Annotated in this window: 15 protein-coding genes; 6 read left to right on the forward strand and 9 right to left on the reverse strand. The window is 71.0% G+C overall.

Annotation, left to right across the window (positions count from 1 at the left end):
• Nucleotides 1–65 precede the first annotated feature (65 nt).
• Both OG439_RS35545 and OG439_RS35550 read left to right on the forward strand, forming a co-directional pair.
• Nucleotides 66–887: a VOC family protein gene (locus OG439_RS35545; protein WP_326944993.1), complete on the forward strand. Its 822-nt coding sequence runs from the start codon at nt 66–68 to the stop codon at nt 885–887.
• The gene (locus OG439_RS35550) at nt 887–2,074 is read left to right on the forward strand and encodes a carboxylesterase family protein (protein WP_326944994.1); all 1,188 of its coding nucleotides are present in this window, start codon (nt 887–889) and stop codon (nt 2,072–2,074) included. The genes OG439_RS35545 and OG439_RS35550 overlap by 1 nt, the downstream gene beginning before the upstream one ends.
• On the opposite strand, the gene OG439_RS35555 is transcribed toward OG439_RS35550, so the two are convergent.
• The 7 genes from OG439_RS35555 to OG439_RS35585 all read right to left on the reverse strand — a co-directional run bounded on the left by OG439_RS35555 (nt 2,052) and on the right by OG439_RS35585 (nt 6,428).
• Nucleotides 2,052–2,306 carry a glutaredoxin domain-containing protein gene (locus tag OG439_RS35555; protein ID WP_247058875.1) on the reverse strand — a complete coding sequence of 85 codons (255 nt, stop codon included), beginning with the start codon at nt 2,304–2,306 and terminating at the stop codon, nt 2,052–2,054. The two genes, OG439_RS35550 and OG439_RS35555, sit on opposite strands and share 23 nt — an antisense overlap.
• Nucleotides 2,303–3,073 carry an MBL fold metallo-hydrolase gene (locus OG439_RS35560; protein ID WP_326944995.1) on the reverse strand — a complete coding sequence of 257 codons (771 nt, stop codon included), beginning with the start codon at nt 3,071–3,073 and terminating at the stop codon, nt 2,303–2,305. Before OG439_RS35560 ends, OG439_RS35555 begins: the two co-directional genes overlap by 4 nt.
• Nucleotides 3,070–3,888: an NUDIX hydrolase gene (locus tag OG439_RS35565; protein ID WP_326944996.1), complete on the reverse strand. Its 819-nt coding sequence runs from the start codon at nt 3,886–3,888 to the stop codon at nt 3,070–3,072. Before OG439_RS35565 ends, OG439_RS35560 begins: the two co-directional genes overlap by 4 nt.
• Nucleotides 3,889–3,995: 107 nt before the next feature.
• Nucleotides 3,996–5,141 (reverse strand): hypothetical protein, encoded by a 1,146-nt coding sequence (locus OG439_RS35570; RefSeq protein WP_326944997.1) that lies wholly within the window; start codon nt 5,139–5,141, stop codon nt 3,996–3,998.
• 37 nt (nt 5,142–5,178) lie between these two features.
• Entirely contained in the window at nt 5,179–5,805 is a 627-nt protein-coding gene (locus tag OG439_RS35575) for a hypothetical protein (protein WP_247058879.1), read from the reverse strand.
• Nucleotides 5,805–6,260: a RidA family protein gene (locus OG439_RS35580; RefSeq protein ID WP_326944998.1), complete on the reverse strand. Its 456-nt coding sequence runs from the start codon at nt 6,258–6,260 to the stop codon at nt 5,805–5,807. The genes OG439_RS35575 and OG439_RS35580 overlap by 1 nt, the downstream gene beginning before the upstream one ends.
• 6 nt (nt 6,261–6,266) lie before the next feature.
• The gene (locus tag OG439_RS35585; protein WP_020642049.1) at nt 6,267–6,428 is read right to left on the reverse strand and encodes a DUF4177 domain-containing protein; all 162 of its coding nucleotides are present in this window, start codon (nt 6,426–6,428) and stop codon (nt 6,267–6,269) included.
• A 140-nt stretch (nt 6,429–6,568) separates the two neighbouring features.
• On the opposite strand from OG439_RS35585, the gene OG439_RS35590 reads away from it, so the two are divergent.
• The 3 genes from OG439_RS35590 to OG439_RS35600 are packed head-to-tail and all read left to right on the forward strand — an operon-like array spanning nt 6,569 to nt 8,970.
• Nucleotides 6,569–6,817: a hypothetical protein gene (locus OG439_RS35590; protein WP_326944999.1), complete on the forward strand. Its 249-nt coding sequence runs from the start codon at nt 6,569–6,571 to the stop codon at nt 6,815–6,817.
• 21 nt (nt 6,818–6,838) lie between these two features.
• Complete coding sequence (locus tag OG439_RS35595) at nt 6,839–7,846, forward strand: ArsA-related P-loop ATPase (RefSeq protein WP_326945000.1); 1,008 nt, start codon at nt 6,839–6,841, stop codon at nt 7,844–7,846.
• Nucleotides 7,843–8,970, forward strand: coding sequence for an ArsA family ATPase (locus OG439_RS35600; protein ID WP_247058883.1), 1,128 nt, complete (start codon nt 7,843–7,845; stop codon nt 8,968–8,970). The genes OG439_RS35595 and OG439_RS35600 overlap by 4 nt, the downstream gene beginning before the upstream one ends.
• 42 nt (nt 8,971–9,012) lie before the next feature.
• Here the strand turns inward: OG439_RS35600 and OG439_RS35605 are convergent, their stop codons facing one another.
• A complete protein-coding gene (locus tag OG439_RS35605; protein WP_247058884.1) occupies nt 9,013–9,309 on the reverse strand; it encodes a WhiB family transcriptional regulator in 297 nt (98 codons plus the stop codon).
• 343 nt (nt 9,310–9,652) lie between these two features.
• On the opposite strand from OG439_RS35605, the gene OG439_RS35610 reads away from it, so the two are divergent.
• Nucleotides 9,653–11,830: a transglycosylase domain-containing protein gene (locus tag OG439_RS35610; RefSeq protein WP_247058885.1), complete on the forward strand. Its 2,178-nt coding sequence runs from the start codon at nt 9,653–9,655 to the stop codon at nt 11,828–11,830.
• A gap of 121 nt (nt 11,831–11,951) precedes the next feature.
• Here OG439_RS35610 and OG439_RS35615 read toward each other — a convergent pair whose 3' ends face one another.
• Entirely contained in the window at nt 11,952–13,742 is a 1,791-nt protein-coding gene (locus OG439_RS35615; RefSeq protein WP_326945001.1) for a serine/threonine-protein kinase, read from the reverse strand.
• Between the last annotated feature and the right edge of the window lie 31 nt (nt 13,743–13,773).

Here is a 13,773-nt window from a genome sequence, read left to right on the forward strand (position 1 = left end):
GTCGGATTTCGCGCACAATCCCGCCACGGATGGAAGAGCTGCCCGAGAGAACCCACGCTGGGGTCATGAACATCGACCACACCGTCTTCCTCACCCGGAACTACGAGAAAACCTGGCAGCGCTACGAAGAACTCGGCTTCACGCTCAGCCCGCCGTCGCGGCACTTCGCGTCCCGCAGCGAGGGCGGCGAACTGCTGCCGAGCTGCACGGCGAACCGCTGCGCCTACTTCGGCGGCTCCTTCCTCGAACTGATCGGCGTCGTCGACGCGGCCGCCGGCGACCCGTGGCGCGTGCTGCCCATCCTGGACGAGCGCGGCGACGGCCTGCACGGCGTTTCCTTCGGCTGCGACGACTCCGAAGCCGCCGAACGCCGGCTGCGCGAAGCCGGGCTCTCGACGTCCGGGGTGCTCTCGCTGCAGCGCGACGTCGACCTGCCGGAAGGCACGCGCACCGCACGCTTCCGCAGCGTCCACATCAGCCGCGACAAGACGCCCGAAGGCATCCTGCACACCGCCGAGCACCTCACCCCGGAGTACGTCCACCAGCCGCGCTACCTCGATCACCCGAACGGCGCCCGCCGGGTCGCCGGGATCCTGCTGGTCGTGGCCGACGACGAAGTCGAGACCTACCGCAAGCGCTACGACGTGATCGCCGGCGGCGAGCACGTCGTCGACATCGTCGGCGCGAGCGACCTCGACGCCGTCCTGCCCGGTGAGACCGCGCCGCGGCTGCCTTACTTCGCGGCGCACGGCGTCGCGGTGGACGATCTGGAGAAGGCGCGGAAACTGGTCGAGCGGCACGTCCCGACCACCACTCGCGACCGCGGGTTCTTCGTCCGCGCCGAGGACGCGTACGGCGCCGCGGTGTACTTCGAAGAGGAGGCCTGATGATCGTCGACACCACCAGCGGGCAAGTCCGCGGACTGAACGGCACGTTCCGCGGGATCCCTTACGCGGAAGCGAAACGCTTCGAACCTCCGACGCCGCCGAAGCCGTGGACCGGCGTCCGCGACGCCCTCGAACCCGGGCCCGCGACGCCGCAGCCGCCGTCGCGGCTCGAACACGCCCTCGGGCCGATGCCGCTCCCCCAGAGCGAAGACTGCTTGTCGCTCAACGTCTTCACGCCGTCGACCAGCGGCCGTCGCCCGGTGCTCGTGTGGATCCACGGCGGCGGGTTCTCCAGCGGCTCGGGCGCCCAGGTCTGGTACACCGGCACACGCCTGGCCCGTGAGGCGGACGCCGTCGTCGTGACGCTCAACTACCGGCTCGGCGCCCTCGGTTTCCTGGCCGTGGACGGCGTTCCGCCCAACCTCGGGATCGCCGACCAGCTCGCCGCCCTCGAATGGGTCCGCGACAACATCGCCGCGTTCGGCGGAAACCCGGCCGAGGTCACCCTCGGCGGTCAGTCGGCCGGCGCCCAGTCGACGCTCGCACTGTGGTCGTCACCGCGGGCGAGGAACCTCGTCAAGCGGATCGCCCTGCAGAGCGCACCGCTCGGTATGCGACCGTCCACTTGGGACGATGCGAATCAGAATGCCTTACTGCTACAGCAAGAAGTGGACGTCCGAACGACCACACTGGACAAGCTGCTCGCAGCGCAGCTCAAGGTCGCCGCGAAGACCACGAAGCCCGGTTCGCTCGAACCGCCGTTCCAGCTCGTCGCCGACGGCGATCTCGTCGCGGAAGATCTCATCGAAGCGGCACCGCACGGCGAAGCACTCATCAGCTGGACGCGGGACGAGCTACGCGCGTTCGTCCCCGACGCGCCCCAAGACGTCGTCGACAAAGCGACCAGCACGTTCTTCGCCGGTGACATCCCGCGGCTCGCCGGGAAGCTCGACGCCGTCACCTTCCGCTTCGACTGGCAGGCGCCCGGCAACCGGTTCGGCGCGTGCCACTGCGTCGACCTGCCGTTCCTGTTCGGCACCCACGACGTCTGGGCCGCGCCGATGCTCGAAGGCGCGCCGAAGGGCCTCGAAGAGGAGGCCGGGCTGCGCAAGGTCTGGGCCGCCTTCCTGCACGGAAAGCGGCCCAGCCTCGAGTGGGCCGCGCTCAGGCCGCCTGAGCGGCCTTGACGGCGGCCTCAACCTCGGCGAACGACGGGTTGACCATCGCGACCGAGCCGACGATCACCGTCGGGACGGTTTCGTTCCCGTTCGCCACCTCGCGCACGCGCGCCGCGCCGTCCGGGTCCTCCCAGATGTTGATCTTCCGGACGTTGAAGCCGCTCTTGGAGATCGGCCGGTCGAGCGCGGCACAGAACCCGCACCCGGGCCGCCAGTAGAACTCCACCTCGACGTTGCTCATCCCTGTCCTTCCGACCGCAAGTAGTCCAGCTGCGCCTGCACGCTCCATTCGGCGGGCGCCCACAGTGCCCGGTCGACGTCGGCGTAGACGACTTCGACCACCTGGCGCGGTGTGGCGTCCGCCCCGAGCACCTGCAAAGCGGAACGCACCTGGTCGAGCCGCTGTTCCCGATGGGCAAGGTACTCGCGCGCGGTCGCGGGCAGATCGGACAGCTCCGGACCGTGGCCCGGCAGCCCGCGCGTGCCCGCCGGCAGCTCGATCAGCTTGCGCAGCGACCGCAGGTAGTCACCGAGGTCGTGCAGCACGGTGGTGCCGCGACCGAGCACGGTGTCGCCGGTCAGCACCTGACCCTCGAGCACCAACGACACCGAATCGGCGGTGTGCCCGGGGGTGTGCAGGACGCGGATGTCCAAGCCACCGGCCGAAAGCACGTCACCGTCCACAAAGGACTGAGCATCCAGACACAGCGCGGGGTCGAACGCGCGCACCGGCGCCCCGACGCGCTCGGCGAACCACGGCGCGCCCTCGGCGTGGTCCGGGTGGAAGTGCGTCAGCACGATCAGCTCGACGTCGCCGACGCCGGCCAGCAGCTCCAGGTGCTCGAGGTCGCGGTAACCCGGGTCGACGACGACGGCCGGGGTGTCCGGCGTCGCCCGCAGCACCCAGCTGTTCGTGCCCTCGAGCGTCATCGACGACGGGTTGTTCTCCAGCAGCACCGACGCCGTCTCCGACACCCGCCGCAGGACGCCGTAGGCCGGGGCGCTCATCGCCGCTCCAGCACGACGCGGACCTGGTCGTTCTCGCGGACCAGCGTCGGCGCGATCCGGACGATCTCGCGCTGCGCGTTCAGCACGTCGTCGGCCGTCGCGAACTCGGCCAGCTCGCTCAGCGTCAGCCAGGTCGGCGGCATCAGCATCCGGCGGCCCTCGCGGGCGTCGGCGATCGCGTCCTCCGGGCGCTGCCAGCCGGAGCTCGACGCCTCGGACGTCGCGCCGTCCGCCTGCTGGCCCTCGGGCAGCTTCGCGACGTAGAAACGGGTGTCGTACCGGCGCGGCTCCTGCTCGGGGGTGATCCAGTGCGCCCACGGGCGCAGCAGGTCCGCGCGCAGCGTCAGCCCGGCGTCGGCGAGGAACCCGGCCAGCGACACCTCGCGGGTCTCCAGCGCGTGGCGGGCCGGCGCGTACGGCGTCACGTCGGTGAGGACCTCCTCGGCGCTGCCCGCGAGCAGCACGCCGGACTCCTCGAACGTCTCGCGCACCGCCGCGCAGGTCAACGCGCGGGCGAGCGCGTCGTCACAGCCGAACCGGGCCGCCCACCACGACGGCGCCGGGCCGGCCCACGCCACGGACGCGTCGGCGTCGCGCTTGTCGACGCCACCGCCGGGGAAGACCGTCATGCCGCCGGCGAAGGGCATGCCCTTGACCCGGTGCTGCAGGAAGATCTCGACGCCCTCGGCCCCGTCGCGGACGAGGATCACCGTGGCCGCGTCCTTGGGGACGGCCGGTGGTCCATCGGCGTTGGCGCGGGTGGCGATCCCGGCGCCGACGGGGATGTCGAAGACGAACTCCTTGGGCTGCTCCACCCGGGAAACATACCTCCGACACCCGACGTTCCGTCGCGCAGTTGTGGTGTCCCGGACACAGCGAAGGCGGCACTTTCACGTGAAAGTGCCGCCTCGTGCCGCAAAACCTACGGGGCGGTCCAGCCGCGCTGGTCGCCACCGGAGCGGGACGCGCCGTTGAGCCGCATCTTCGCCGCCTCGGCCCGCTCGCGCTCGGCCAGCTCGGCGTGCAGCTCACGCAGCAACGCCCGGTCGCGCTCGCTCAGGCTCGGGTCGTCCAGGTCCAGCGCGGGCAGTTCGACGACCTCGTGCATCGACGGCTTGCCCGCGGCGATCTCGCGCCCCTTCTCCGGGTCCTCGGCCAGCGCCTGCCGCAGCTGCGCGACCTCCGCCGGCGTCAGGTCGGCCGTGCGCTCCGCCCGCGTCTCGGCCCGTTCCGACCGCACCTTGCGGGGCGGCTCGGGGACCGGGGGCGGCGGCGACACGATCGGCACCACCGGGGCGACCGGCTCCGGCGCCGTGGTCGTCGGGGCGTTCGCCCGCATGCTGTGCCGGCTGCCCGACTCCGCGACCGGCTCCGCCGAGATGGCGGGGGCCGGCGGCTTCGCGACCGGCTCGGGCCGGTAGGAGGACGTGTTCGACGTCGCGCTCCCGGTCACCCAGGCCGGCGACGCGGCCGCCGAAGCGGCCTGGTGGTACTCGGAGTGCGCGACGCCCGGGCCGCTCACCTCGACGACCGAGTGGATGCCGGCCCGGCGCAGCGCCGTGTCGACGCGGAAGGCGACGGCGGGCGGGTTGCCCTCCGGCCCCAGCTCGACGAGCACCACGCGCTGCGGCAGCGCGCCCGGCACGCTCCCGGCCGGGGTGTTGCGCCACACCGCGTGCACCGACCGGACGTCCGGCAGCACCTGCAGCGTCCGGTCGAGCGCCTCGGCGATGCCGAACTCCGGGGAGTTCTCGCCGGTGAACCGGTGCGTGTTGACCGGCTCGGCCTCGTCGACCAGCAGGTCGTTCGCCAGCGTCGCGTCCGACCGGCTCATCTCGAGGACCAGCGCCAGCTCGCGCTGTTCGGCGGAGCTGACCGGGATCCGGCCCGCGATGAGCGTGCCGGTGGTCAGCTCGACGGCCTCGTCGATGTGCGCGCGGGCGATCAGCTCCCGCGCTTCGGTGAGCGCGCTGTCGTCGATCCGGCCCGCCAAGGCCAGCAACAGGTTGTGCAGGCGCAGGGGCACCGAGAACCCGTCCATGGGCGGGCCGTCGTGGACCTCCACCATTGCCTTGCTCCCTCCCGGCTCGCTGGCGGTGCGAGCGTTAAGCGGCTACGAGCCGGTTGCCCGCCACCGCGCCCACGCAGACCAGCTCGGAATCAGCCAGCGCGGCCCGGTGGTAGCCCGGCAGGTCGAAGCGCGGCGGGATGACCTCGACGCTGGGCTCTTCGTCGCCCAGGACCCGCAGCACCCGCTGCAGTTCGCCGGTCAACCTCGGCAGCCCCGACAGCGCGGTGATCAGCAGGACGCGTTTGGCCGTTCCTTGCCCGACGACACCGACGTGCCGCCAGCTCTGCCGCACTTCCCCCACGTCCGGACGTCCCCGCAACGTTGCGTGGATCAACACGGACACGGAGTCGACCGAGTTAACCCATTCGGGCGCACTCGACGTGAATGTGTACCTGTTCTCGGTGACGTCGTCTACCCCCAGGGTCGAACTCACCTGGTGCCAGTCGGCGCCGTGCGGGATGAGCCCGGCCACGAGCAGGCGGTACTCCGTCTGGTCGAGGTCAATCCTGTGCTTAAGCAAAGACCTCGGCAGGGTCCGGGCGAGAGTGCCCATCGCGCCCTCGCCGAGCCAGTCCCGGAAGCGCCACAGCAGCTGGTCGGGCAGCCGCCCGGCCAACCGGAGCAGCAGCTCGTGGGTGGACTGCTCGATGTCCGGGTCCATCACTGCACCTCCACGATCAGTTCGACCTCCACCGGCGAGCCGATCGGCAGCTCCGCGACGCCGACGGCCGAGCGGGCGTGGACACCCGCGTCGCCGAAGACCTCGCCGAGAAGCTCGGACGCGCCGTTGACGACCGCGGGCTGGCCGGTGAAGCCCTCCGCGGAAGCCACGAAGCCGACAACCTTGACGATCCGCGTGACGTTGTCAATGCCGACCAGAGCGTGCACCGCCGCGAGCGCGTTGAGCGCCGAGGTGCGGGCGTGGCCCTTGGCCTCCTCGGGGCTGATCTCCGCGCCGACCTTGCCGGTCGCGGCGAGCACGCCGTCGACGAAGGGCAGCTGGCCGGACGTGTAGACGTACTGGCCGCTCCGCACGGCGGGCACGTAGGCGGCCAGCGGTGCGGCCACGCCGGGCAGCTCGACGCCGAGTTCCTTCAGCCGTTCGCTCCAGCTCACTGCGGCTCAGCCCTTCGGACGCTTGAGGTACGCGACGTGCTGCTCGCCCGTCGGGTTCGGCAGGACGGTGACCAGCTCCCAGCCGTCCTCGCCCCACTGGTCGAGGATCTGCTTCGTCGCGTGGATCAGCAGGGGGACCGTCGAGTACTCCCACTTGGTGGCGCTCATAGCTCGGGAGCGTAGCCAAGCGGGCAAGGGCGCCGGGGTCCGCCGCCGGAAAAGCGCCGAGGTCCGGGTGACCCCGTCCGAGTGAACGATCACTCGTTGTGGGGCACCTCACATCCGGCCGGGGCCGCTAGCGTGGGCGCGTGGAAACGTGGCGGGTGATCGCGACGGCGCTGCTGGCCGCGGCCGGGCTGCCGCTCGTGCTGGTCGTGATGGCGAAGGTGCGCGACCGGACGCAGAGTTCGGGGCAGGTCGCCCTCGGCGGAGTGGTCACCCTCACCCTGCTGGTCGTGCTGGGTGTGCTGATGCTCACCGTGCTGCCCGGCCTGGCGACCTGGTTGCTGGTCGCCGCCGTGGCGGCTGCGGTCAGCGTCATGCTGCTGGCCAGCTGAGCACCGGTTTAGGGTGAAGAAGTGACCACTTCCCATGCCGGCTGGACCGACGAGCTTGCCCGCGCCCGGCTGCACTTCGTCACCGGCAAGGGCGGGACCGGCAAGACGACGCTCGCCGCCGCGCTCGGCCTCGCGCTCGCCCGCGAGGGCCGCCGGGTGCTGCTGATCGAGGTCGAGGGCCGGCAGGGCATCGCGCAGCTCTTCGACACCGAGCCGCTGCCCTACGCCGAGCAGCGGATCGCCTCCGTCCCCGGCGGCGGGGAGCTGCGCGCGCTGCACATCGACGTCGAAGCCGCGCTGCTCGAGTACTTCGAGATGTTCTACAACCTCGGCTTCGCCGGCCGGACGCTGCGGCGGATGGGCGCGATCGAGTTCGCGACCACCCTCGCGCCCGGCCTGCGCGACGTCCTGCTCACCGGGAAGATCAAGGAGTGCGTCGGGCGCACCGAGTCCGACGGGCGGCACACCTACGACGCCGTCGTCGTCGACTCGCCGCCGACCGGCCGGGTCGTCAAGTTCCTCGACGTCACCAAGGCCCTGACCGACCTCGCCAAGACCGGCCCGATCCGCGGCCAGGCCGACGGCGTCGTCCGGCTGCTGCACTCCGGCGAGACCGTGATCCACATCGCCACGCTGCTCGAGGAGATGCCGGTCCGCGAGACCGTCGAGGCCGTCGCCGAGCTGGACGGCGCCGACCTGCGCCCCGGCGCGGTGCTGGTCAACCGGGTCCGGCCGCCGCGGCTGCCGGCCCGCTCGGTGCTGGCCGCGGCCGACGGGCGCGTCGACGCCTCCCGCGTCCGCACCGGGCTCGCGTCGGCCGGGCTGAAGCTGCCCGACACCACGCTGGACGCGCTGGTCGAGGAGACCGTCGAGCACGCGGTGCGGGTCGCCGCCGAGCAGCGGGCCCGCGAGCAGCTCGCCGAAGCCGACCTGCCGACGCTCGAGCTGCCGGACCTCACCGGCGGCGTCGACGTCGGGGCGCTCTACGAGCTGGCCGAGGCTCTGACCGACCAGGGGGTGCGGTTGTGACCACCACCATCGACATCGACGCGCTGCTCGACGACGAGAAGAGCCGCGTGATCGTCTGCTGCGGTTCCGGCGGCGTCGGCAAGACGACCACCGCCGCGGCGCTGGCGTTGCGCGCGGCCGAGCGCGGCCGCCAGACCGTCGTGCTCACCATCGACCCCGCGCGGCGCCTGGCGCAGGCGCTCGGCCTGCGTGAGCTGGGCAACCACCCGAGGCAGGTGCAGGTCGAGGGGTTCGAGCCCAAGGGTGAGCTGTGGGCGATGATGCTCGACATGCGCCGCACCTTCGACGACATGGTGCGCGTGCACGCCGGGCCGGAACGCGCCGAGCAGCTGCTGCAGAACCCCTTCTACCAGACCATTTCCACGTCGTTCTCCGGCACGCAGGAGTACATGGCGATGGAGAAGCTGGGGCAGCTCGCGGCCACCGGCGACTGGGACCTGATCATCGTCGACACCCCGCCGAGCCGCTCCGCGCTGGACTTCCTCGACGCGCCGACGCGCCTGTCGTCCGCTTTGGACGGCCGGATGATCCGGCTGCTCACCGGCCCGGCGAAGGCCGGCGGCTGGGGCCTGCGCAAGGTCGTCAACGCCGGGTTCTCGATGTTCGCCAAGGCCGTGTCGACGATCATCGGCGGCCAGCTGCTGACCGACGCGTCGGCGTTCATGCAGGCCTTCGACAGCATGTTCGGCGGCTTCCGCGAGCGCGCCCGCAAGACGGCCGAGCTGCTGCGCTCGTCCGGGACGTCGTTCCTGGTCGTGGCCGCGCCGGAGCCGGACGCGCTGCGTGAGGCGTCCTACTTCGTCGAACGGCTCTCGGCCGAGTCGATGCCGCTGGGCGGGCTGATCGCGAACCGGACGCACCCGGTGCTCGCGAAGCTGTCCGGTTCCGAAGCGCTGGCCGCGGCCGAGTCCCTGCAGGAGGGCGACGTGAACGCGCCGCTGGCCGAAGCCGTGCTGCGGCTGCACGCCGACCGCGTCGACCTCGCCGCCCGCGAGGAACGGCTGCTCGCGCGGTTCACCCGGGCCCACCCCGAGGTGGCGCTGGCCCGGGTGCCCGCGCTGGCCGGTGACGTGCACGACCTCGACGGCCTGCGCGACATCGGCACCAAGCTCGCCTCCTCGTGAGTGTTCAGGGCGGTTAGAACCGTCCTGAACACTCACGAGCGGTCAGCCGACTTCGACCCGCTCCAGGGCGTCCCTCTTGGCCGCCTCGAGCAGCTCGGCCCAGTTCAGCACGTCGGGACGGCGGCGCAGCAACGCCCGCCGTTCCCGTTCGGTCATGCCACCCCAGACACCGAAGTTGATCCGGCCGTCGAGTGCTTCGGCGAGGCATTCCGTGCGGACCGGGCAGCCCATGCAAACGGCTTTCGCCCGGTTCTGCTCCGCACCCCGGACGAACAGGCCGTCCGGATCGGCGTCCCGGCAGGACGCGTTGATTCGCCAGCTCGACTGGTTGGTTTCCATACCCCCAGCTCCCTACCCTGGTGATCGACGCACCAGCGGGGACAAAGGCACTGCGCTCCTCGCCCCCGCGAGCGTCTCCCTCAGCTCACGTCGGTTTGCCGGACACCTCCCCGGTGCCGGTGCCTGAAGCCGGACCGCGCGAGCTCCCACTCGCGGTGATCCGCCTCTCGGCTTTCTTCGTGAGACGTTGACGGACTGTAAGGGCCCTCGGTTCCCTCCGCCAAGACCTAGAATGCCTTCCGTTACCAGATGTCACCGAAGGGGGTCGCGTTTGTCACTGAATTCACATCTTCGGGGACACGGCGTCACCGGCGCCTGACCCGCCCCGCGTAGGCTGGCCCTCGTGCGAAAAGCGGATGGTTTGTTCAAGCTCATCGGCCTCTGCCTGCTCGCGGGGGTGCTCGTCGCCGGCATGCTCTTCCCGGTCGTGGGGGCCGCCGGTGTCATGTCCAACCAGGCCAGCGAGACGGTCGAGAAGACGTCGTCGGACCTCGCGGACATCCCGCCACCGCTGGTCACGACCGTCACCGACAGCGCCGGTACCCCGATCGCGACGATGTACGACCAGTACCGGCTGCCGATCAACGAGAACCAGATCAACGAAGCCATGAAATGGGCGCTGGTCTCGGTCGAGGACAAGCGGTTCTACGACCACCACGGCGTCGACTGGCAGGGCACGCTGCGCGCGGCCGTCAGCAACAGCACCGGCGCGGACACGCAGGGTGCGTCGACGCTCACGCAGCAGTACGTCAAGAACTACCTGATCAACGTCGTCTACCGCGGCGACACGGTGGGTCAGAAGAAAGCGCAGGAACAGTCGGTCGCCCGCAAGCTGAAGGAAGCGCGGATCGCGATCCAGCTCGAGACGAAGCTGACCAAGCAGCAGATTCTCGCGGGTTACCTGAACATCGTCGAATTCTCCCGGCAGATCTACGGGATCGGCGCCGCCGCGCACGCGTACTTCAACACCACGCCGGAAAAGCTGACCGTGCCGCAGGCCGCGTTGCTCGCCGGATTGGTGAACAACCCGATCAACAACGACCCGTGGAAGCACGCGGACAAGGCGACCGCGCGCCGCAACATCGTGCTGGACCGGATGGTCGAGAACAAGAAGCTGGCCAAGGCCGACGCCGACCGCTTCAAGGGCGAGCCGCTGGGTGTCGTGCCGGACTTCCCGGCGAAGCCGCCGGCCAACTGCATCGGCGCGGGCCCGGAGGCCGGGTTCTTCTGCCAGTACGTCGAGGACTACCTGATCAAGTCCGGGATGAGCAAGGACCAGCTCTACACCGGCGGCTACACGATCAAGACGACGCTGGACCAGCGCGCCAACCACGAGGCGAAGGTCTCGGCGGAGACGCAGGTCAAGAAGACACAGCAGTACGTGGCGAACACGTTGTCGCTGATCAAGCCGGGCAAGAACCGGCACGAGGTGGTCGCGCTGGCCGCCAACCGCGACTACGGGCAGGACCCGGACCAGGGCCAGACGACGTACGCGCTGCCGGCGGGTGTCTACAACACCGGTGGCGCCGGGTCGACGTACAAGATCTTCACCACGGCCGCGGCGATGGAGAAGGGCGTGGCGGGGATCTACTCGCCGGTCGAGGTGCCGGACTCCTACACCTCGCACGTGTTCACCGGTGGCGCGAAGACCTGCCCGCCGACGGGGCCGCCGCTGCGCTCGAACTGGTACTGCGTGGGCAACGCCGGTGACTACAGCCGGATCGCCCAGGGCGCGACGGTCCAGACCGCGCTCGCGACGTCGCCGAACACCGCGTTCGTCGAGCTGGAAGACCGGCTCGGCAGCACCGCGCCGGGCATCGACATGGCCAAGCGGCTCGGCATGCGCGACACCATGGCGACGAACGCCTCGGGCAAGACGCCTGACCCGAACGCGCCCCGGGCCGAGGAGCGCGAAACCCAGGCGACGTTCTACGGCCCGAACGACAAAAGCCCCGGTTTCGGCGCGTTCACCCTGGGCTTCAGCCCGCTGAGCGGCCTGGAGCTGGGCAACGTCGCGGCGACGATCCTCTCCGGCGGCGTCTGGTGCCCGCCGACGCCGATCGCCGGCGTGACCGACCGCAACGGCCAGCCGGTGCCGGTCAAGGAAGCCGGTTGCGAGCAGGCGGTGCCCGAAGGCCTGGCGAACACCCTGGCGGTCGGCATGAGCAAGGACGACCAGCCGGGCGGCACGTCGGCGGCCGCGGCCGCCGCGGCCGGGTGGAACCGCCCGATCATCGGCAAGACGGGCACGACCCAGGGCAACGTCTCGGCGACGTTCGTCGGCGGCACCCCGCAGCTAGCGGGAGCGGCGATGACGTTCAAGTTCGGCGGCGGCGGCTCGGGCGGTCTCTGCGACGCCGGCCCGGGCAACGTCCGGGTGTGCGGCAGCGGAAACATGTTCGGCGGCAAGGCCCCGGCCCGGACGTGGTTCGGCGCGATGAAGAACATCATGGACGCCAGCCAGCCGGTCGTGGGCCTACCCCAGCCGGACCCGCAGTACATGGGCGGCCCGGGCCGCTAGAAACACCTGGGCGGGGCCGGAGCGGCTTGACTTGCTCCGGCCTCGCCCATTTTTGTCCCGCAGCAGCGTTTGACACTCGGAGCCGGCTCAGCCCTCCGAGCTGCCCCGCGATCTTCTCGGATCAGCTCTGCGGCATTTCCGACAGGACCTCCGTGTTCCACCACTGGTAGAGCATGTCCAGCTGGTTGGTGTCCGCGACCTTCGTGGACAGCAGGACGCCCGCGATCAGGTTCTTCTTCTCCGTCCACACGAGCTGCGCCGGGTCGCCCAGGAAGCACGTCAGGTACTCGCCCGGAATCGGGTTCGGGACTTCCGCTCGGTAGTACGTGCCCCAGATCTTCGGGTACGTCTTCGGGCGGCACGCACCTTGCGCGTCGTTGCGGGTCAGGCCCTGGGTCTTGACGACGTTCTGGAAGTACGCGTCCATCGCGGCCGCGTCGGCGAAGCGGTAGAACTTCGCTCCGGTCGGCTGGGGGAAGACCACGTTGCCGATCCTGACGTCGCCGACGTTCGAATCCGTGCACTCGACCGCGGCCGCCGTGCCGGCCGGTGCGGCCGCGTCGACGCACGTGTATTGCTTGTAGACGGCCGGAAGGGCGTTGTACAGCGCCATGTCGTGCTCCTGCTTCGGCGGCGAAGATTCCGAAGTGGACGGTGGCGGCTGTGATGACGACGGCGGCGGCGAGGAGGACGAACCCGGCGGCACCGTGACCGGCACGGTCGGCGCCGGGCTGCCCGTCTGCGTCGTCTTGTCCTTGCTCACGAAGTACGTGACCAGCAACGCCACCACGACGATCCCGGCGAGGGCGCTGCACAACGCGATCCACCGGCCCCGCTGGGACTTCGACGGCTGAGGCTGCGACGGCGCGGTCAGCGGGGCCGGTCCGGTCAGCGGCCGCGGGCCCGTCGGCGGGCCGGTGTACTGCCCCGTCGGCGGGCCCGGGTACGGGCCGGTCGGCGGGGCCGCGTAGGCCGGCATCGGCCGTGGCGGGGTCATCGGTGCGGACATGCCGTGCTGCGCCTGCAGAGTCGGCATCGGGCGCGGCGGGGTCACCGGGCCGGGCAGGGTCTTCTGCCAGGTCTGGATCGGCGTGGGCGCCGGTGCCGCCAGCGCGGTCCGGACGGCGGCCGCGAACGCCGCCGCCGTCGGGTAGCGGTCCGCCGGGTTCTTCGCCATCCCGCGCGCCACCACGGCGTCCAGTGCGCTCGGCACGCCCGGGCGCGCCTGCGAAAGCACGGGCGGCGGCGCGGTCAGGTGCGCGCCCATCTGCGCGGCCGCACCCTCCGCTTGGAACGGACGGTGCCCGGTGAGGCACTCGAAGAACACGCACGCGAGCGCGTAGACGTCGACGAGGCCGGTGATCGGGGCGTCGCCGAAGCGTTCCGGCGCCATGTAGTCGAGCGTGCCGATCACGTTGCCGGTGCCGGTGAGCGACGTCGCCTCGCCGCTCATCGAGCGCGCGATGCCGAAGTCCACGAGGTACACGAAGTCGCCGCTCGTGACGAGCACGTTCGACGGCTTGACGTCGCGGTGCACCAGGCCGTCCACGTGCGCGGCGTCGAGCGCGCCCGCCACCTGCTCCACGATCCCCGCGGCACGATCGGGCGTCAGCGGCCCCTCTTCGAGCAGCTCCTTCAGGTCCTTGCCCTCGACCAGCCGCATGTCGAGGTACAGCTGCCCGTCGATCTCGCCGTACGCGTGGATCGGGATCACGTGCGGCTCGCGCAGCCGCGCCACGATCTGCGACTCACGGCGGAAGCGCGCGCGGAACGCCTCGTCCGATACGTACGGGTCGGACAACAGCTTCAACGCGACGACGCGGTCGTGCGCCGTGTCGTAGGCGCGGTGGACCTCACCCATGCCACCGCGGCCCAGCAGGCCTTCGATCCGGTACGGCCCGAACTGCTCCATCGCTCTCCCCAAGCCCCCCGGCTCGACACAC

This window comes from Amycolatopsis sp. NBC_01307, assembly GCF_035975215.1.
GTDB lineage: Bacteria > Actinomycetota > Actinomycetes > Mycobacteriales > Pseudonocardiaceae > Amycolatopsis.

What these genes read in the sequence shown, in the direction of transcription:
- OG439_RS35545 (WP_326944993.1), top strand. Translation starts at nt 66, where the DNA reads ATGAACATCGACCACACCGTCTTCCTCACCCGGAACTACGAGAAAACC.
- OG439_RS35550 (WP_326944994.1), top strand. Translation starts at nt 887, where the DNA reads ATGATCGTCGACACCACCAGCGGGCAAGTCCGCGGACTGAACGGCACG.
- OG439_RS35555 (WP_247058875.1), bottom strand. Translation starts at nt 2,306, where the DNA reads ATGAGCAACGTCGAGGTGGAGTTCTACTGGCGGCCCGGGTGCGGGTTC.
- OG439_RS35560 (WP_326944995.1), bottom strand. Translation starts at nt 3,073, where the DNA reads ATGAGCGCCCCGGCCTACGGCGTCCTGCGGCGGGTGTCGGAGACGGCG.
- OG439_RS35570 (WP_326944997.1), bottom strand. Translation starts at nt 5,141, where the DNA reads ATGGTGGAGGTCCACGACGGCCCGCCCATGGACGGGTTCTCGGTGCCC.
- OG439_RS35575 (WP_247058879.1), bottom strand. Translation starts at nt 5,805, where the DNA reads ATGGACCCGGACATCGAGCAGTCCACCCACGAGCTGCTGCTCCGGTTG.
- OG439_RS35585 (WP_020642049.1), bottom strand. Translation starts at nt 6,428, where the DNA reads ATGAGCGCCACCAAGTGGGAGTACTCGACGGTCCCCCTGCTGATCCAC.
- OG439_RS35605 (WP_247058884.1), bottom strand. Translation starts at nt 9,309, where the DNA reads ATGGAAACCAACCAGTCGAGCTGGCGAATCAACGCGTCCTGCCGGGAC.
- OG439_RS35615 (WP_326945001.1), bottom strand. Translation starts at nt 13,742, where the DNA reads ATGGAGCAGTTCGGGCCGTACCGGATCGAAGGCCTGCTGGGCCGCGGT.